Source organism: Halorhodospira neutriphila, from assembly GCF_016584055.1.
Taxonomy (GTDB): Bacteria; Pseudomonadota; Gammaproteobacteria; order Nitrococcales; family Halorhodospiraceae; genus Halorhodospira; species Halorhodospira neutriphila.
On sequence record NZ_NRSH01000051.1, the window covers coordinates 1 to 15,328 of the forward strand.

Annotated in this window: 17 protein-coding genes and 1 pseudogene; 9 read left to right on the forward strand and 9 right to left on the reverse strand. The window is 71.1% G+C overall.

Going from position 1 to position 15,328, the window contains the following annotated elements; genetic code table 11:
* The 7 genes and pseudogenes from rlmM to CKO13_RS06015 all read left to right on the forward strand — a co-directional run.
* Positions 1 to 606, forward strand: a 606-nt coding sequence (gene rlmM, locus CKO13_RS13100) for a 23S rRNA (cytidine(2498)-2'-O)-methyltransferase RlmM (RefSeq protein WP_207132103.1), incomplete at both ends; no start/stop codon positions are given.
* Position 607: 1 nt separating this feature from the next.
* Positions 608 to 677: pseudogene (locus tag CKO13_RS13105) on the forward strand (hypothetical protein); the annotation flags it as partial.
* Positions 678 to 957: 280 nt separating this feature from the next.
* Entirely contained in the window at positions 958 to 1,374 is a 417-nt protein-coding gene (locus CKO13_RS05995; RefSeq protein ID WP_200257852.1) for a SufE family protein, read from the forward strand.
* 55 nt (positions 1,375 to 1,429) lie between these two features.
* Positions 1,430 to 1,603 (forward strand): hypothetical protein, encoded by a 174-nt coding sequence (locus CKO13_RS06000; protein WP_200257854.1) that lies wholly within the window; start codon positions 1,430 to 1,432, stop codon positions 1,601 to 1,603.
* Entirely contained in the window at positions 1,593 to 2,591 is a 999-nt protein-coding gene (locus CKO13_RS06005) for an alpha/beta fold hydrolase (protein ID WP_338034591.1), read from the forward strand. Before CKO13_RS06000 ends, CKO13_RS06005 begins: the two co-directional genes overlap by 11 nt.
* Before the next feature lie 126 nt (positions 2,592 to 2,717).
* Positions 2,718 to 4,100 (forward strand): NAD(P)/FAD-dependent oxidoreductase, encoded by a 1,383-nt coding sequence (locus CKO13_RS06010; protein WP_200257855.1) that lies wholly within the window; start codon positions 2,718 to 2,720, stop codon positions 4,098 to 4,100.
* A 29-nt stretch (positions 4,101 to 4,129) separates the two neighbouring features.
* Entirely contained in the window at positions 4,130 to 4,516 is a 387-nt protein-coding gene (locus tag CKO13_RS06015) for a hypothetical protein (protein ID WP_200257857.1), read from the forward strand.
* 72 nt (positions 4,517 to 4,588) lie between these two features.
* Here CKO13_RS06015 and CKO13_RS06020 read toward each other — a convergent pair whose 3' ends face one another.
* Positions 4,589 to 5,035 carry a host attachment protein gene (locus CKO13_RS06020; protein ID WP_200257859.1) on the reverse strand — a complete coding sequence of 149 codons (447 nt, stop codon included), beginning with the start codon at positions 5,033 to 5,035 and terminating at the stop codon, positions 4,589 to 4,591.
* Between the two features lie 138 nt (positions 5,036 to 5,173).
* On the opposite strand from CKO13_RS06020, the gene CKO13_RS06025 reads away from it, so the two are divergent.
* Together CKO13_RS06025 and CKO13_RS06030 are read left to right on the forward strand one after the other, a co-directional pair.
* Positions 5,174 to 6,070 carry a deoxyribonuclease IV gene (locus CKO13_RS06025; protein WP_200257860.1) on the forward strand — a complete coding sequence of 299 codons (897 nt, stop codon included), beginning with the start codon at positions 5,174 to 5,176 and terminating at the stop codon, positions 6,068 to 6,070.
* A 67-nt stretch (positions 6,071 to 6,137) separates the two neighbouring features.
* A complete protein-coding gene (locus tag CKO13_RS06030; RefSeq protein ID WP_200257862.1) occupies positions 6,138 to 6,809 on the forward strand; it encodes an SDR family oxidoreductase in 672 nt (223 codons plus the stop codon).
* On the opposite strand, the gene CKO13_RS06035 is transcribed toward CKO13_RS06030, so the two are convergent.
* From CKO13_RS06035 to CKO13_RS06070, 8 genes are all read right to left on the reverse strand, one after another.
* Entirely contained in the window at positions 6,784 to 7,110 is a 327-nt protein-coding gene (locus CKO13_RS06035) for a HigA family addiction module antitoxin (protein WP_200257864.1), read from the reverse strand. The two genes, CKO13_RS06030 and CKO13_RS06035, sit on opposite strands and share 26 nt — an antisense overlap.
* 16 nt (positions 7,111 to 7,126) lie before the next feature.
* Complete coding sequence (gene metF / locus CKO13_RS06040) at positions 7,127 to 8,035, reverse strand: methylenetetrahydrofolate reductase [NAD(P)H] (RefSeq protein WP_200257869.1); 909 nt, start codon at positions 8,033 to 8,035, stop codon at positions 7,127 to 7,129.
* A 195-nt stretch (positions 8,036 to 8,230) separates the two neighbouring features.
* A complete protein-coding gene (ahcY, locus tag CKO13_RS06045) occupies positions 8,231 to 9,523 on the reverse strand; it encodes an adenosylhomocysteinase (protein WP_200257870.1) in 1,293 nt (430 codons plus the stop codon).
* A 27-nt stretch (positions 9,524 to 9,550) separates the two neighbouring features.
* Positions 9,551 to 10,717, reverse strand: a complete 1,167-nt coding sequence (gene metK / locus CKO13_RS06050; RefSeq protein WP_200257871.1) for a methionine adenosyltransferase — start codon at positions 10,715 to 10,717, stop codon at positions 9,551 to 9,553.
* A gap of 95 nt (positions 10,718 to 10,812) precedes the next feature.
* Positions 10,813 to 11,649, reverse strand: coding sequence for a sarcosine/dimethylglycine N-methyltransferase (locus CKO13_RS06055; protein ID WP_200257872.1), 837 nt, complete (start codon positions 11,647 to 11,649; stop codon positions 10,813 to 10,815).
* 5 nt (positions 11,650 to 11,654) lie between these two features.
* Positions 11,655 to 12,464, reverse strand: coding sequence for a glycine/sarcosine N-methyltransferase (locus CKO13_RS06060; protein ID WP_200257874.1), 810 nt, complete (start codon positions 12,462 to 12,464; stop codon positions 11,655 to 11,657).
* A gap of 348 nt (positions 12,465 to 12,812) precedes the next feature.
* Positions 12,813 to 14,582 carry a helix-hairpin-helix domain-containing protein gene (locus CKO13_RS06065; protein WP_200257876.1) on the reverse strand — a complete coding sequence of 590 codons (1,770 nt, stop codon included), beginning with the start codon at positions 14,580 to 14,582 and terminating at the stop codon, positions 12,813 to 12,815.
* Between the two features lie 28 nt (positions 14,583 to 14,610).
* Positions 14,611 to 15,228, reverse strand: coding sequence for a chalcone isomerase family protein (locus CKO13_RS06070; protein WP_200257878.1), 618 nt, complete (start codon positions 15,226 to 15,228; stop codon positions 14,611 to 14,613).
* Positions 15,229 to 15,328: the final 100 nt, after the last annotated feature.

The following is a 15,328-nucleotide window of genomic DNA, read 5'->3' on the forward strand; positions in this document are numbered from 1 at the left end:
CGGGGCTCGGCGGCGCCGAGCCGTGGGTCGAGCACCCCGACAGCGACGCCGGCCGCCCCCTGGCGCGCTTCTGCCGGCGCTTCAGCGGCGCCGCCCGGCGCGCCTTGGCGGACACCGGGGCGTGGGCCGGCGACCCGCAGCGGCGCATCCGGCTGCTCTTCCCCGACTCGAGCCACGCCCTGATCGGCGTCGGCGCGGCGGCGGAGCCGCCCATGGGCATCCCCCGGCTGCGCATGCCCAAGCGGGCGCCGAGCCGCTCGGTGCTCAAGCTCGAGGAGGCCCTCCACCGCCTCGTCCCCGAGGCCGAGCGCCCCTGCGCCGGCGAGCGCGCCGTGGACCTCGGCGCGGCCCCCGGCGGCTGGAGCTGGCTGATGCGCCAGCGCGGCGCCCGGGTCATTGCCGTGGACAACGGCCCCCTGGCCGCAGGGCTAGGCGACGACCCCGGCGTCGAGCACCTGCGCCGCGACGCCTTCCGCTACCACCCGCCGGCGCCGGTGGACTGGCTGCTCTGCGACGTCGTCGACCGCCCCCAGGGCGTCGCCCGGCTGATGCTCCGCTGGCTCCGCGCCGGCCACTGCCGCGCGGCGCTGTTCAACCTCAAGCTGCNCAGTGGCCGGCGCCGGTGGACTGGCTGCTCTGCGACGTCGTCGACCGCCCCCAGGGCGTCGCCCGGCTGATGCTCCGCTGGCTCCGCGCCGGCCACTGCCGCGCGGCGCTGTTCAACCTCAAGCTGCCCATGCGCCGCCCCCTGGAGACGGTCCAGCGCACCCTGCGCGCCCTGGAGGCCACCGGGGCCGAGGTGCGCGCCGGGCAGCTCTACCACGACCGCGAGGAGATCACCGTCTACGCCCGGCGCCGGCCGCAGCGCCCGGGGGGCTGAGCGGGTGGCCCGGCCGAAAGGATTAAGATAAGGGCATAGCATTCGATCCCCGCCTACAAGATCGTGATACCGCGCACATGGACCTCAACGAGCTGATCGAGACCTTCGACTTCATCGAGGACTGGGAGGAGCGCTACCGCATCCTCATCGACCTCGGCCGCAAGCTGCCCGAGTTCCCCGAAGCGGAGCGCACCGAGGCCAACCGGGTGGAGGGCTGCACCAGCAACGTCTGGCTGGTCTGCCACCGCGACGAGAGCGACCCGGAGCGGCTGGTCTTCATCGCCGACAGCGACGCCTTCATCGTCAAGGGGCTGATCGCCCTGGTGCTCATGGCCTACTCCAGGGCCACGCCGGAGGAGATCCAGCAGACGGACATCCGCGACCTCTTCCGCCGGCTCGGCCTCGAGCGCAACCTCAGCCCCAACCGTCGCGACGGCTTCTACGCGATGGTCGACCGCATCCACGAGCTCGCCGCCGAGGCGCAGGCGGCGTGAGCCGGCGGCACCCCCTGGAGACGGGCCGTACAACGCCGCAATCGAGACCGCAAGCATGACCCGAGAGTCGCTGCAGAATCAGCCCAGCAGACGGGAGCAGCTGGAGCAGCTCTCGCTGAGCGAGCTCCGCGAGCTGCTCGCCGCCATCGACCGGGAGCTGGAGGCGCGCTCCTTCGCCGACAGCCTCGAGGCGCAGCTACGGCTGTTCATGCGCCGGCGTGAGCAGTAGCCCCGCTGCAGCGTCGCCCCCCGCAGCACCCGCTGACGGCGCCACCCTCGAGCCGGGGGCGATCCGCGCCGCCGACGGCTACGCCCTGCCCCTGCGCCGCTGGGGTCCGCCGGGGGACGAGGCCGTGGCGGTGGTCCTCGGCCTCCACGGCCTCAACGACTACAGCAACGGCCTCGCCGTGGTCGCCGAGCAGCTGGCGGCGGCGGGCATCGCCACCTACGCCTACGACCAGTGCGGCTTCGGCGCGACCCGGGACGCCGGCCGGTGGCCGGGTGCGGAGCGGCTCGTCGACGACGCCGAGACGGCGCTCGCCCTGCTGCGCCGGCGCCACCCCGAGGCCCCGCTCTACCTGCTCGGCCAGAGCATGGGGGCGGCGGTGGCCACGATCCTCGCGGCCGAGCGCGGCCTCGGGCCGGCCGCCGGGCTGGTCCTCGTGGCGCCGGCGCTCTGGGCCTGCGAGACGATGCCGTGGTACCAGCGCCTCGGGCTGCGGCTAAGCGCCCGGCTGCCCGGGCGGCTGCAGGTGAGCAGCGCGATGATCGCCATCGAGCCGACGGACAACCCGCGCATCCTGGCGGCGATGCGCGACGACCCGCTGATCCAGCGCTGGACGCGGCTCGACGTCCTCGAGGGCGTCACCGGGCTGATGGGCCGCGCCCTGGCGGCGAGCGCCGCCCTCTACGCCCCGGCGCTCGTCCTCTACGGCGAGCACGACCGCGTCATCCCGCCGGCGCCGATCCGCGCCATGCTCCGCTGCCTCCCGCCACGGCCGCCGGGCCGCTGGCGCCTGGCGCTCTACCCGGACGGCTACCACATGCTCACCCGCGACCGCCAGGGCGAGCGGGTCAACGCCGACATCGCCACCTGGCTCACGGCCCCCCGGGGGGCGCCGCTGCCCTCGGGGCTGGAGCTCGACCGCGAGGCGGCCCTCGAGCGGCTCGGCAAGCGCCGCCGCCGGCCCCGCTTGCCTCGCTTATTGAGCCGATAAACAACAACCTAGGCGCGAATTCGCGCTTTGATGGGGCCGGACATTCGTATATATTGACGCGAATTCGCGGCTCGGCCGTACAGGATCTCAAGAGCCTGCCAAGATGATGCAGCCAGGAGGAGAGCAATGACCGATCAGCACTCGCCGGATCGCAACGGCCCGGCGCTACGCGGCCCGCTCAAGGCGTGTAGCCGGCGCGACTTCCTCAAGGCCTCCGGGCTCGGCGCCGGGGCGCTCGCCGCGGGCGCCCTCGGCACCGGCAGCCTGCTCCACAGCGAGCCCGCCCGGGCGATCTCCACCAACGCGCGCATCGTCATCGTCGGCGCCGGCGCCGCCGGGCTCGGCTGCGCCAACCGCCTCAACCGCCGGCTCGACGGCGCCGAGATCACCGTCGTCGACCGCCGCGAGCCGCACTACTACCAGCCCGCGCTGCCGCTGGTCGGCACCGGCGTCTGGTCACCGTCCAAGGCGATCGACAGCAACGCCCGCTACATGCCCGCGGAGGTGAGCTGGGTCAAGTCGATGGTCGCCGAGTACGACCCCGACAACAACCGGGTCGTCACCGACGAGGGCGAGCAGCTCGAGTACGATTACCTGATCGTGGCGACGGGCCTCGAGCTGCGCTTCGACCAGATCGAGGGGATGAGCCCCGAGCTCATCGGCTCCCACGGCATCGCCTGCGTCTACGACACCCCCGATCACGGGGAGCGCTCGGCGCGCGCGGTGCAGGCCTTCGCCCAGCAGGGGGGCAAGGGGCTGTTCATCCGGCCGCCGGGGGATATCAAGTGCGCCGGCGCGCCGCTGAAGGTCGCCATGATCACCGAGTACCTGCTGCGCCAGAACGGGGCCCGCGGGCAGAGCGAGCTCCACTACTACCCGCCGGGCAGCAGCATGTTCACCCAGCCCGACCTCGACACCTTCCTCAAGGACTACTTCCCCGACCAGCGGGGGATCGACATCCACTACCACCACCGCGTCAAGGGCGTCGAGCCCGAGGCGCAGCGGGTGACCTTCGAGTCGGACGAGCACGGCGAGTACTCCGAGTCCTACGACCTGCTCCACATCCCGCCGCCGATGAGCGCCCCCCAGCCGGTGCGCGAGAGCCCCCTGGCCTGGGCCGAGGGCGAGGCCGACGCGGGGTGGCTCGAGGTGGACCAGCACAGCCTGCGCCACCGGCGCTACCCGAACGTCTTCGGGGCCGGCGACGTCTGCGGCGTGCCCATCAGCAAGACCTCGGCGAGCGCCAAGTCCATGATCCCCGTGGTCGTCGACAACCTCATCGACACCATCGCCGAGCGGGAGCCGAGCGCCGCGTACAGCGGCTACACCTCCTGCCCGCTGATCACCGAGGTCGGCGAGGCGATGCTCATCGAGTTCAACTACGAGCTCGAGATGGTGCCCTCCTTCCCCTTCATCGACCCGATGAAGCCGCAGTGGACGGCCTGGGTGATGGAGAAGTGGCTCCTCCACCCGACCTACAACGCCATGCTGCGCGGCCGCATCTCCTAGGCCCCGAAGACTGAGCGAAGGAGCAAGCCATGCTGGACATAATCCCGTACACGCCGCTCGAGGTCCTCGCCGTGATCGTCGAGTTCCTCCGCCCCGTGCTCGGCGCCATCGCCGCGGTCGCCGTGATCGACGTGGTGCTCCTCGGCCTGAGCGCCGCCGGCCTCGGGGGGAGCTTCCGCGGCTTCGGCCGCGCCCTGGGCAGCGCCCTTACCGTCGGGGCGGCGGTCTTCCTCGTCGCCCTCGCCCTGCTGCCCGCCGCCTCGGACGGCTCCTGGGGCACCGTCCAGGGGGTCACCGACCTCCTCGCCGTCACCGCAGGCGCCCTGGGCCTGGGCCTCGGCGCGGCCGTGGCCATCTACCCGCCGGTGCAGTACCTCGTCGGGATGGCGAGCACCCCGGCCGCGGCCCGGCGCTAGCGCCCCGGGCCACGCAGGGGGCGCCCCGCGGCGCCGGGGCGCCCCCGCCCCCTCCTGACCCCCCAGCCACCGCTAGCAGAGGAAGTCCGGGAGGTGCTCCCGGACCTGCTCCGGGCGCTCCAGGTGGCAGAGGTCCTTGCCCACCTCGCTGGAGACCATGGCCCGGAGCTGGGCGCTGAGGCTGTGGCGGATCTGGCCGAGGAAGTGGGGGGGCGCGGCGATGACGAGGTGCTCGAAGCGCTGCTCGTTGCGCGCCTGGTCGAGCCACTTGGCGAGCTCCCGGGCGAAGCGCTCCGCCTCGACCTCCTTGAGGTCCGTGGGCGGCTCCATGGCGTGGCGCCCGGGGCCGCTGGAGTCGTTGACCCGCCCGGGGCGGTCCGCCCCGAGCGCCTGGGCGTGCTGGCGGACCTCTGGATTGACCCAGGTCTCCACCTCCCGCAGCGCGTGCCCGGTCCGGTTGGCGCTCTCGAAGACCCGGGCCCGCGCCGCGTCCGCGGCGACCACCCATACTCTCGCCATGGCTCGGCCTCCTGATCGGTCGTGCTCTCGGCGGCCGGCGCCCTCCGGGCTGCGCCCCGGGCACCGGCCCTGTCGTCGTCCCTGTCCAAGTTAGTAGACTGCCCTTAATGGCAGTATGACCGACCTTGAGGGGGAGCGATGCCGCAGCTCGGCGCCCACGTCTCCGCCGCCGGCGGGCCGCAGCGCGCGCCGGAGCGCGGCGCGCAGATCGGCTGCGACTGCATCCAGGTCTTTACGCGCAATCAGCGCACCTGGCGGGCCAAGCCGGTCGGCGACGACGAGGCGGCGGCCTTCCGCCGGGCCCGCGCCGAGCACGGCATCGGCGCGGTGATGAGCCACGCCTCCTACCTGATCAACCTGGGCACCGCCGACGCCGAGAAGCACGCCAAGTCGCAGGCGGCGCTCGAGGCGGAGCTCGAGCGCTGCCACCGCCTCGGCATCGAGCTGCTCAACTTCCACCCCGGCGCCCACGTCGGCGCCGGGATGGAGGCGGGGATCGAGGCCATCGCCGCGACCCTCAACGCCGTCTGCCGCAACCACCCCGACAAGGACGACGTCCTGCTGGTGCTCGAGAACGTCGCCGGCCAGGGGACCACCGTCGGCGCGGACTTCGGCGAGCTGGCGGCGATCATCGAGCGGCTCGAGGCCCCGGAGCGCTTCGGCGTCTGCATCGACACCGCCCACGCCTTCGCCGCCGGCTACGAGCTGCACACGGAGCCAGGCTGGCAGGCGATGTGGGCGGCCTTCGACGCCGTGCTCGCCCCCTCGCGGCTGGTCGCCCTCCACCTCAACGACTCGCGGCCCGGCTGCGGCTCGCGCAAGGACCGCCACGCCCTCCTCGGCCGCGGGGCGATCGGCCCGGAGGCCTTCGTCCGCGCCGTGACCGACCCGCGCACGCGGGCGCTGCCGCAGTTCCTGGAGACGCCGGCGGGACCGGCGGGCTGGGCCGAGGAGATCCGCTGGCTGCGCGCCTGCGCCGAGCAGGGCCAGGCGCCGGCGCTGCCGCAGATCGAGGACGCCGGCGTGCAGCTTTGAGGGCGCACCTACAGGGCGCTACGCCGTCAGCCGAATCAGGCCTTTAGGACTTAGAAGAGGAGGAACCATGAGCAAGCTGATCATCGGCGCCAGCCGCGGGATCGGCCTCGAGGCCGTACGCCAGCTGCGCGAGCGCGGCGACACGGTCATCGCCGCCGTGCGCAGCGCTACGCCGGAGCTCGAGGCCACGGGCGCGGAGATCCGCGAGGGCGTGGACGTCACCCGCCACGAGAGCCTCTTCGGCCTCGCCGAGGCGCTCTCCGGCCGGGCCCTGGAGTGGGTGTTGGTCGTCTCGGGGGTGATGCGTGGCCAGCGGCTCGGCGAGCTCGACGCCGAGGCCGTGGCGGGGATCCGCGAGCAGTTCGAGACCAACGCCCTCGGCCCGCTGATGGCCGCCGAGGCCCTCGCCCCGCGGCTCGCCGAGGGCGGCAAGCTCGGCATCGTCACCAGCCGCATGGGCTCGATCGCCGACAACACCTCGGGCAACAGCTACGGCTACCGCATGTCGAAGGCCGCGGTGAACATGGCCGCCGCCTCCCTCGCCTACGACCTGCAGCCGCGGGGGATCGCCGTGGGGCTGCTCCACCCCGGATGGGTGCGCACCGACATGACCGGGCACAACGGGCTGATCGACCCGCCGGAGTCCGCCGCGGCGCTCATCGAGCGCATGGACCACATCGGGATGGCCGACTCCGGGCGCTTCTGGCACGCGCCTAACCGCGAGATCCTGCCCTGGTAGCGTGGGGCTCGATGCGCTCGAGCGCATCGCTCGCGGCGGCGAAGGCCACGTCCAGCTCGTACTGCTCCTGGAGCTGGAGCCACAGCTCGGGGGCCGTGCCGAAGTAGCGGGCCAGGCGCAGCGCCGTGTCGGCGCAGAGCCGGCGCTCGCCCTGGAGGATCCCCTCCAGGCGCGAGGCCGGCACGCCGAGGCGCTGCGCCAGCGTCTCCGGGGTGAGCCCGCAGGGCTCGAGGAACTGCTCGCGCAGGACCTCGCCCGGCGGGACGGGCTTCCCCGCGCGCTCCGGGGCGGGCTCGCTCACCCTCGGGCGCCTCCGCTCAGACCGGCAGCTCGATCTCGTCCGGGCTGCGCACCTCGCCGCCGGTCTCCTTGGACAGGCCGAGGTTGTGCCAGATGCGCTCGATGATCGGCGCCTTGTTCAGGGCGTAGAAGTGGATCCCCGGGGCACCGTTGTCGAGCAGGTTCTGGCAGAGCTCGGTGACCACGTCGATGCCGTACTCGATCTGCGAGCGCGGGTCGTGCTCCCAGGCCTCCATGCGCTTGGCGAGCCAGCGCGGGATATCGGCCTTGCAGCCGGCGGCGAAGCGGGCCTGCTGCTCGTAGTTCATGATCGGCATGATCCCCGGCACGATGGGGATGTCGACGCCGCGCCGCTCGCAGTCCTCGACGAAGCGGTAGTAGCACGCCTCGTTGTAGAAGAACTGCGTGATCGCCGAGTCGGCGCCGGCCTTGGCCTTGCGCACGAAGTTCTCGATATCCGTGATCGCGTCCGGCGCCTCGGGGTGGAACTCCGGGTAGGCGCCCACCTCGACGGTGAAGTGCTCGCCGCTGACCTCGCGGATGAGCTCGACGAGCTCGTTGGCGTAGCGGAGCTCGCCGAGGCCCTTGGAGCCCGAGCCGGAGGGCTGGTCGCCGCGCAGGGCGACGATGTAGCTCACCCCCTCGTCACGGTAGCGCTGGATCATCTCCTTGAGCTGCTCGCGGCTCGCGTCGATGCACGAGAGGTGGGGGGCGGCCTCGGCGGGGCTGCTCCGCTGGATGTCGACGACGGTCTCGAAGGTCCGCGACTGCGTCGAGCCGCCGGCCCCGAAGGTCACCGAGAAGTAGGCGGGATTGAGCCGCTCGAGGCGCTGGCGCGTCTGGCGCAGGTGCTCGGCGCCCTCGTCGGTCTTCGGCGGGAAGAACTCGAAGCTGTAGACACGCTTGTGCTTCTTCTGGATCTCCATGAGTGAACCTCGTGATTCGTGAAGCGCTGCTCAGCGCGAGGAAGGAAGGCCTCAACTCGCAAGCCGCAAGTCACTGCAAGCGCAGCGGATGCGGCCCTCTCCGCCCCGTTGGCTTGAGACTTGGGACTTGAGGCTTCGCTGGTGGAAGGAGCCGGCGGGGAGGCCGCGCGGCCTCCCCGCCCCTCCGGCAAGCCGTCAGTAGCGGTACCACTCCGACTTGTACGGCCCGTCCACCGGGACGCCGAGGTACTCGGCCTGCTCCTGGTCCATGCGCGTCAGCTTGGCGCCGACCCGGCCCAGGTGCAGCGAGGCCACCTTCTCGTCCAGGTGCTTGGGCAGGATGTAGACATCCCGCTCGTACTTGCCCCAGTTGTTGAACAGCTCCATCTGGGCCATCACCTGGTTGGTGAACGAGTTGGACATCACGTAGGAGGGGTGCCCCGTGCCGCAGCCCAGATTCACCAGGCGGCCCTCGGCGAGGAGGGTGATCTTCTTGCCGTCCGGGAACTCGACGTGGTCGACCTGCGGCTTGATCTGGTCCCACTTGTACTGCCGGAGGCTATCCACGTCGATCTCGTTGTCGAAGTGGCCGATGTTGCACACGATGGCCTCGTCCTTCATGGCCTTCATGTGCTCGTGGGTGATGACGTTGTAGTTGCCCGTGGCGGTGACGAAGATGTCGGCCACCTCGACGGCATCCTCCATGGTCACCACCTTGTAGCCCTCCATCGCGGCCTGCAGGGCGCAGATCGGGTCGATCTCCGTGACCCAGACCTGGGCGCCGAGGCCGCGCAGCGACTGCGCCGAGCCCTTGCCGACGTCGCCGAAGCCGCAGACCACGGCGGTCTTGCCGGCGATCATGACGTCGGTGGCGCGCTTGATGCTGTCCACCAGCGACTCGCGGCAGCCGTAGAGGTTGTCGAACTTCGACTTGGTCACCGAGTCGTTGACGTTGAAGGACGGCGCCCCGAGGGTGCCCTTCTTCGCCATGTGGTAGAGGCGGTTGACGCCGGTGGTGGTCTCCTCGGAGAGGCCGTAGAGCTTCGGCAGCAGCTCCGGGTACTTCTCGTGGACCACCGCGGTGAGGTCACCGCCGTCGTCGAGCAGCAGGTTCGGCTGCCAGCCATCCGGGCCGTTGATGGTCTGGTCGATGCACCACCAGTACTCCTCCTCGGTCTCGCCCTTCCAGGCGAAGACCGGGGTGCCGTTGGCGGCGACGGCCGCGGCAGCCTGGTCCTGGGTCGAGAAGATGTTGCAGGAGGACCAGCGCACCTCGGCGCCGAGCTCCTGCAGGGTCTCGATGAGCACCGCCGTCTGGATGGTCATGTGCAGGCAGCCCGCGATCCGCGCGCCCTTGAGCGGCTGCTGCGGCGCGAACTCCCGGCGGGTCTCCATGAGACCCGGCATCTCGCTCTCGGCGATCTTCATCTCCTTGCGGCCCCAGTCGGCCAGGGAGATGTCGGCAACCTTGTAGTCTTGATGGCTCATGCTATTCAGGAACTCCTCTCGATCCGTTTACTTAACGCCGGCGGCGTCCTTGAGGGCGGCAGCGCGGTCGGTGCGCTCCCACGGCACGTCGATGTCCTCGCGGCCGAAGTGGCCGTACTTGGAGGTCTCGCGGTAGATCGGCCGCTCGAGGTCGAGCATCTTGAGGATGCCGTACGGGCGCAGGTCGAAGTGCTCGCGGACGAGCTTGTTGAGGGTCTCGTCATCGACCTTGCCGGTGCCGAAGGTCTCGACGTTCACCGAGGTCGGCTCGGCGACGCCGATGGCGTAGGAGAGCTGCACCTCGCAGCGGTCCGCCAGGCCGGCGGCGACGAGGTTCTTGGCCACGTAGCGGCCGGCGTAGGCGGCGGAGCGGTCCACCTTGGACGGGTCCTTGCCGGAGAAGGCGCCGCCGCCGTGACGGCCCATGCCGCCGTAGGTGTCGACGATGATCTTCCGGCCGGTCAGGCCGCAGTCGCCGAGGGGGCCGCCGGTGACGAAGCGCCCGGTCGGGTTGATGTGGTAGGTGGTGTCGGCGTTGAGCCAGCCGGTGTCGCCGAGCACGGGCTTGATGATCTCCTCCATCACGCCCTCGTGGACGGTCTTCTGGTCCACGTCGCCGTCGTGCTGGGTCGACAGGACCACGGCGTCGCAGCCGACGACCTTGTCGCCGTCGTAGACGAAGGTGACCTGGCTCTTGGCGTCCGGGCGCAGCCAGGGCAGCTTGCCGGCCTTGCGCACCTCGGCCTGCTTCTTGACGAGCAGGTGCGAGTAGTGGATGGCCGCCGGCATGAGGACGTTCGTCTCGTTGGTGGCGTAGCCGAACATCAGGCCCTGGTCGCCGGCGCCCTGATCCTTCTCGTCCTCACGGTCGACGCCCTGGTTGATATCGGGCGACTGCTCGCCGAGGGCGTTGAGCACCGCGCAGGTGTCGGCGTCGAAGCCCATGTCCGAGCTGGTGTAGCCGACGTCGCGGACCACGTCGCGGACCAGCGGCTCGACGTCGACCTTGGCGGTGGACTTCATCTCGCCGGCGACGATGACCATGCCCGTCTGGACCATGCTCTCCGCAGCGACGCGGGACTTGGGGTCCTGCTTGAGGTACTCGTCGAGCAGGGCGTCGGAGATCTGGTCGGACATCTTGTCCGGGTGACCCTCCGAGACCGACTCGGACGTGAAGAGATAGCGCTTGCTCATGGTTACTCCTTCTCGCTAACAGTCAGTACTTGCTTGCAGCTGAGCCCCCGCAGCGCGGCCGAGGCCAGCGCCGCGAGGGCTCCCTGTCCATCCGCTTAGCCCTTGCGGAAGTGGAAGATGCCCCAGGTGAGGTAGCCGCTGTTGCCGCCCTCGACCCAGTGCTGGAGGCCCTTCTTCATCCGGTCGATGTACGCCTGGGAGACGAGGCCGTCGAGCTGCGGCTCGCGGCGCTCCAGCTCCTTGTGCACCCGACCGTAGTGGCGCGGCAGCTGCGAGCTGTTGTCATCGAACTCCAGCTCCGTCATGCCGTTCTTGCGCAGCTCCTCGCGATAGAAGCCCGGCGACCCCATGGTGGCGAGGTGGATGCGGTCGTAGATCGGCTGCAGCACGCCCTCCGGGCAGTTGTCCACCTGCATCGGGTCGGTGAAAACCAGCTCGCCGCCCGGCTTGAGCACCCGGGCGATCTCGCTCATCACGCGGGAGCGGTCGCCGCTGTGCAGGATGGCGTCCTGGCTCCAGACGAAGTCGAAGGTCCCGTCGGCGTACGGGATGTCCTCGAAGGCGCCGTCGACGATCTCGACGAGGTGGTCGACGCCCTGCTCCTTGTTCATCTGCCGGCCGCGCTCGTTCTCCCGCTCCGAGAGGTTCAGCGCGACGACGCGGCAGCCGTAGGTGTGCGCCAGGTAGCGGGCGGAGCCGCCGTAGCCGGCGCCGACGTCGAGCACGTAGCTGTCGGGGCCCAGGCCCTGGAGCTTGGCGGCCATGCGCTGGACGGTGCGGCGGCTGGCGTCGAAGATCGACTCCTCGTCGTCCTCGTAGATGCCGACGTGGAGGTCCTCGCCGCCCCAGACGTGGAAGTAGAAGTTATCCGCGTCCTCGCTGTTGTAGTACTGCCGGGCCGTCTCGATGGCCTGGTCCTGGTACTGGCTCATGCTGCTCACTCCTCCTCTCGATAGGCCTTCTCGGCGACGTGGATGAAGAAGTCCGGGTCCTCGTCCCGGTAGGTCTCCTCGAAGTCGCCGTAGGTCTCGATCTGCTGGAATCCGACCTCGTGCATCAGCCGCCGCGTGTACTCCTTGCGCAGCGGGAACATGTTCAGGTAGTAGGTCGAGCCGTCGTCCTGGAAGTCGTAGCGGAAGCGGGCCAGCCCGTCGTCGACGTGCTCCGGGTAGACGGAGACGCTGTCGCCGCAGTAGTAGTACGTGTGGCTGGAGCCGTAGCCGACGTCCAGGATGCCGTCGTAGTTGCGCTGATCGAGGATGAGGACGCCGTCGTGGCGGAGGGCGGAGTAGAACTCGGCGAGGGCTTTGCGGCGGTCGCGCTCGTTGAACAGGTGGGTGAAGGAGTTGCCGAGGCAGATGATGGCGTCGTAGTGGCCGTGGATGTCCTGGTTGAGCCACCGCCAGTCCACCTGGACGGTGCGCAGGATGTGGCCGCGTTTTCGCCCGTTCTCGAAGGCCTTGGCGAGCATCTCGGCGCTGCCGTCGGCGCTGACGACCTCGAAGCCAGCCTCGCGCAGGCGCACCGAGTGGAAGCCCGTGCCGGTGGCCACGTCGAGCACCCGCTTGGCGCCCCGCTTCTTGAGCTCCTGGATGAAGAAGTCACCCTCGCTCTGAGCGCGGCTGTCCCAGTCGATCAGGTCGTCCCACTTATCGACGAAGCCGTCGACGTACTCCTCCGTGTAGTGGTCGGTATCGCGGACCTTCGTCGGGTCGGCCCCGAAGTCCTGCTCGTTCATCGCGCTCATAAGTCACCTCGATTGGTGTGGGGTCGGCCGGTGCGTACGTGCTCCGGGTGCACCTCTACGGCTCGGCTCGGAGACTCCACGTCACCGGTCCCGCTGGTAGGTCCTTGTAGCTGCCTCTCTACTGCTTACGATCGATGGCTAAGTTACGGCATGCGCCCGCCGGGTCTCTCTGCGGGGGCGTGTCTTGGACGGGGGTCTCTGCCCGCTTGAGGATGCCGAGCTAGCCAACGGGTCGTCCCAGCGACTCCGGGTCCCGGCACCTTCCTTTACATGCCTATGCGGTCGCCTCCGCGACCGCCAGCGTGGCTATACTCTGAGATAGTTCACTGGGGATTTCAAGACCCCGGCTCACTTGACCGGGCGCAAGCAGCGCTCGGGCGGCTCCGGCTCAGGGAAGTAGCCGCGGGACGGCACACAGCCGAGCACATCGAGCTCGCGCTGGAACGCCCACCCCTCGCGCGGGCGGGTCGCCCCCCAGGGGAGGGGCTGCGTCCTTTTGCCGCGGCTGATCTCGCGCAACCACGGCCGCCGAGGCCGGCGGGCCTCCTCGAGCTCCTCGAGCAGCCCCCAGCGGTCCCGGACGATGCCGTCGAGGGCGCCGGCGAGGATCAGCGGCTCCAGGGGCTCGGCCTCGAAGTTCCCGCCGAAGCCGCGGGCCACGAGGTCCTTCAGGCCCCGGTACTCGCCGCTGCGGCGCAGCTGCACGAGCCGCTCGGCCGCCGCCTTGTCGACGGTGGCGATGGCGCCGAGGCCGAAGAGCAGGGTGCGCCGGTCCAGTGCCTGGAAGCCCCAGCCGCTGCGGTTGATATCCGGCGGCAGGACGGTGATACCATCGCGCACCGTCTCGCGGCAGAGGGTGCTGAGCGCCTCGCGGTGCGGGCACAGCGGCACGGGGGCCGAGCCGTGGCTGTAGCGCAGCCCGGCGTGCGGGGAGAGCTGCAGGAGGACGGCGTTGAGCCGGGCGGCCTGGAAGGCGGCCGGGTAGCGCGCCTTGTAGTAGGCCTGGCGGTACGCCTCGGTCGCCTCGGCGAGGATCGCCGCCCGGTCCACCACCTGGGGGATCGCCTGGCGCAGGGCGCGGACGAGGTAGAGCCCGCGGGCGTGCGGGAGGCCGTTGCGCTCGGCGATCGCCTCGGCGAGCTGCCGCGACTGCGCCCCCTCGTCCGACTGCCGGCGCTCCTCGGCGAGGTGCTCGCAGAGCTCGAGGGCCCGCTGCCAATCGCAGCCGAGCAGCCGCGCGAGGCTCGCGACCACCTGCTCACGGTAGAGCCACAGGTGGGCCGTCGGGGCGAGCACCGCCTCGAGCGCGGGGTGCGGCAGCGGCGGGCGGGTCGCCCCGCTGCGGGCGCCGCTGTAGCGCTCCGGCAGCCCCGCCGGCGCCGTCTCGCGGCAGGCCACCATGACCTGCACCACCTCCTCGAGGCTCCGCGGCGCGCTCTCGCGCAGCCGCTCCGGCAGCGGCGGGGCCTCGAGCGCGGCGATCCCCTCCGTCTCGCCGCGGGCGATCAGCCGCAGGGCCTCCGGATCCTCCCACGGATAGGCCCACGCCGTCGGGTCGCACTCGTAGCCGCCGTTGACCTGCCGGGCCATGCGCTCGAGATCGCGGGTCAGGGCCAAGGAGCTGTCCCAGCCGACGACGATCTCCAGCTCGCCGGGGGCGCGCTCGAGCTCCAGCGGCGGGCGGCTGTAGCGGCGCAGCGCCGAGCTCAGCTCCGCCTGCTCGGCGCGGCTCGCCACCCGCAGGTGCAGCCGGCGCGCCTCGAGCTCGCGCCCGAAGCCGAGAAAGGGCAAGGCGTGCTCGAGGGGGTCGACGCCGTTGAGGCCGAGCGTGTGCAGCAGCAGCGAGCCGCACTGCGGCCCGTAGCCCGGCCCGAAGGTCACGCCCCGGGCGCGCAGGTCCTTGACCACCCACGCCAGCTCCAGCAAGACCCCCGGCTGCAGGCCGAGCTCGGCGAGCGCCGCGAGCTCCTCCTCGACCCGCTTGTGGTACTGCGCCCGCCTCGCCCCGAGCGTCCGGCGGGTGCAGGCGCGCTGCGCGGCGTCGCGGAGCCGGTCCCACGCCGCCCGCTCCCAGGCGCCCCCGGCGAAGCGCACTACCGTGGTGGCATCGTCTTCCATACCTTCAATTTAGACACCTTCCAGCCCCCTAGTCGATACCGAGCAGGGCCGCCTTGAGCCCCTTGTCGGGCGCCTTTTCCCCGATCCACATCGCCAGCAGCGCCTCGAAGTAGGTCGGGTCCTCGACGTGGGCCACCTGCTCGCCATTGTACTCGATGCGGGTGCCGCGGCCGGGCCGGTACTGGTAGGCGATGACGTCGCCGGCGACGATGTCCGTGCCGAAGAGCTGGAGGTCCCGGCTGCCGGCCACCGCCTCCATCATGACCCGGCGGTACTCGCCGTCGAGGCTCTCCTCGACGTGGTCCCTGAAGCGCCGGATGAACCGGTCGCCGTCGATGCGCCGGTAGACGAAGCGCAGCTCCAGGCGCCGGGGCCGGTCGTTGGCGGTGATGATCGCCTCGGGGCTGCGGCTCGGCTCCGGCAGGTAGAGCGCGGCGACGTAGATATCGAAGATGAACTTGCTGAAGACCCCGACGCCGTTGAGGCGCAGCGGCGCCTCGAGGCCCGCCGGCTCGAGCACCGTCGGGATCCGCTCGCCGGCGCGCTCGACGAAGCCGTCCTCCGGCGGCGCGGCGGCCGCCGTCCCGAGGGCCGCGCCGAGCGCCCCGGCGAGGAGCGCTGCCCTGTACCGCGCTACCAGCCGCATAGCCAACCTCCTCTATCGCTCCGCGCTCGCCCAGTGGCCGGGGGCCGGGGGCGAGCGCGGAGCGATAGAGGAGGTTGGCTATGCGGCTGGTAGCGCGGTA

Coding starts and splice junctions, on each gene's coding strand:
- CKO13_RS05995 (WP_200257852.1), top strand. CDS start 958: ATGGACCTCAACGAGCTGATCGAGACCTTCGACTTCATCGAGGACTGG.
- CKO13_RS06000 (WP_200257854.1), top strand. CDS start 1,430: ATGACCCGAGAGTCGCTGCAGAATCAGCCCAGCAGACGGGAGCAGCTG.
- CKO13_RS06010 (WP_200257855.1), top strand. CDS start 2,718: ATGACCGATCAGCACTCGCCGGATCGCAACGGCCCGGCGCTACGCGGC.
- CKO13_RS06015 (WP_200257857.1), top strand. CDS start 4,130: ATGCTGGACATAATCCCGTACACGCCGCTCGAGGTCCTCGCCGTGATC.
- CKO13_RS06020 (WP_200257859.1), bottom strand. CDS start 5,035: ATGGCGAGAGTATGGGTGGTCGCCGCGGACGCGGCGCGGGCCCGGGTC.
- CKO13_RS06025 (WP_200257860.1), top strand. CDS start 5,174: ATGCCGCAGCTCGGCGCCCACGTCTCCGCCGCCGGCGGGCCGCAGCGC.
- CKO13_RS06030 (WP_200257862.1), top strand. CDS start 6,138: ATGAGCAAGCTGATCATCGGCGCCAGCCGCGGGATCGGCCTCGAGGCC.
- metF (WP_200257869.1), bottom strand. CDS start 8,035: ATGGAGATCCAGAAGAAGCACAAGCGTGTCTACAGCTTCGAGTTCTTC.
- ahcY (WP_200257870.1), bottom strand. CDS start 9,523: ATGAGCCATCAAGACTACAAGGTTGCCGACATCTCCCTGGCCGACTGG.
- metK (WP_200257871.1), bottom strand. CDS start 10,717: ATGAGCAAGCGCTATCTCTTCACGTCCGAGTCGGTCTCGGAGGGTCAC.
- CKO13_RS06055 (WP_200257872.1), bottom strand. CDS start 11,649: ATGAGCCAGTACCAGGACCAGGCCATCGAGACGGCCCGGCAGTACTAC.
- CKO13_RS06060 (WP_200257874.1), bottom strand. CDS start 12,464: ATGAGCGCGATGAACGAGCAGGACTTCGGGGCCGACCCGACGAAGGTC.
- CKO13_RS06065 (WP_200257876.1), bottom strand. CDS start 14,582: ATGGAAGACGATGCCACCACGGTAGTGCGCTTCGCCGGGGGCGCCTGG.
- CKO13_RS06070 (WP_200257878.1), bottom strand. CDS start 15,228: ATGCGGCTGGTAGCGCGGTACAGGGCAGCGCTCCTCGCCGGGGCGCTC.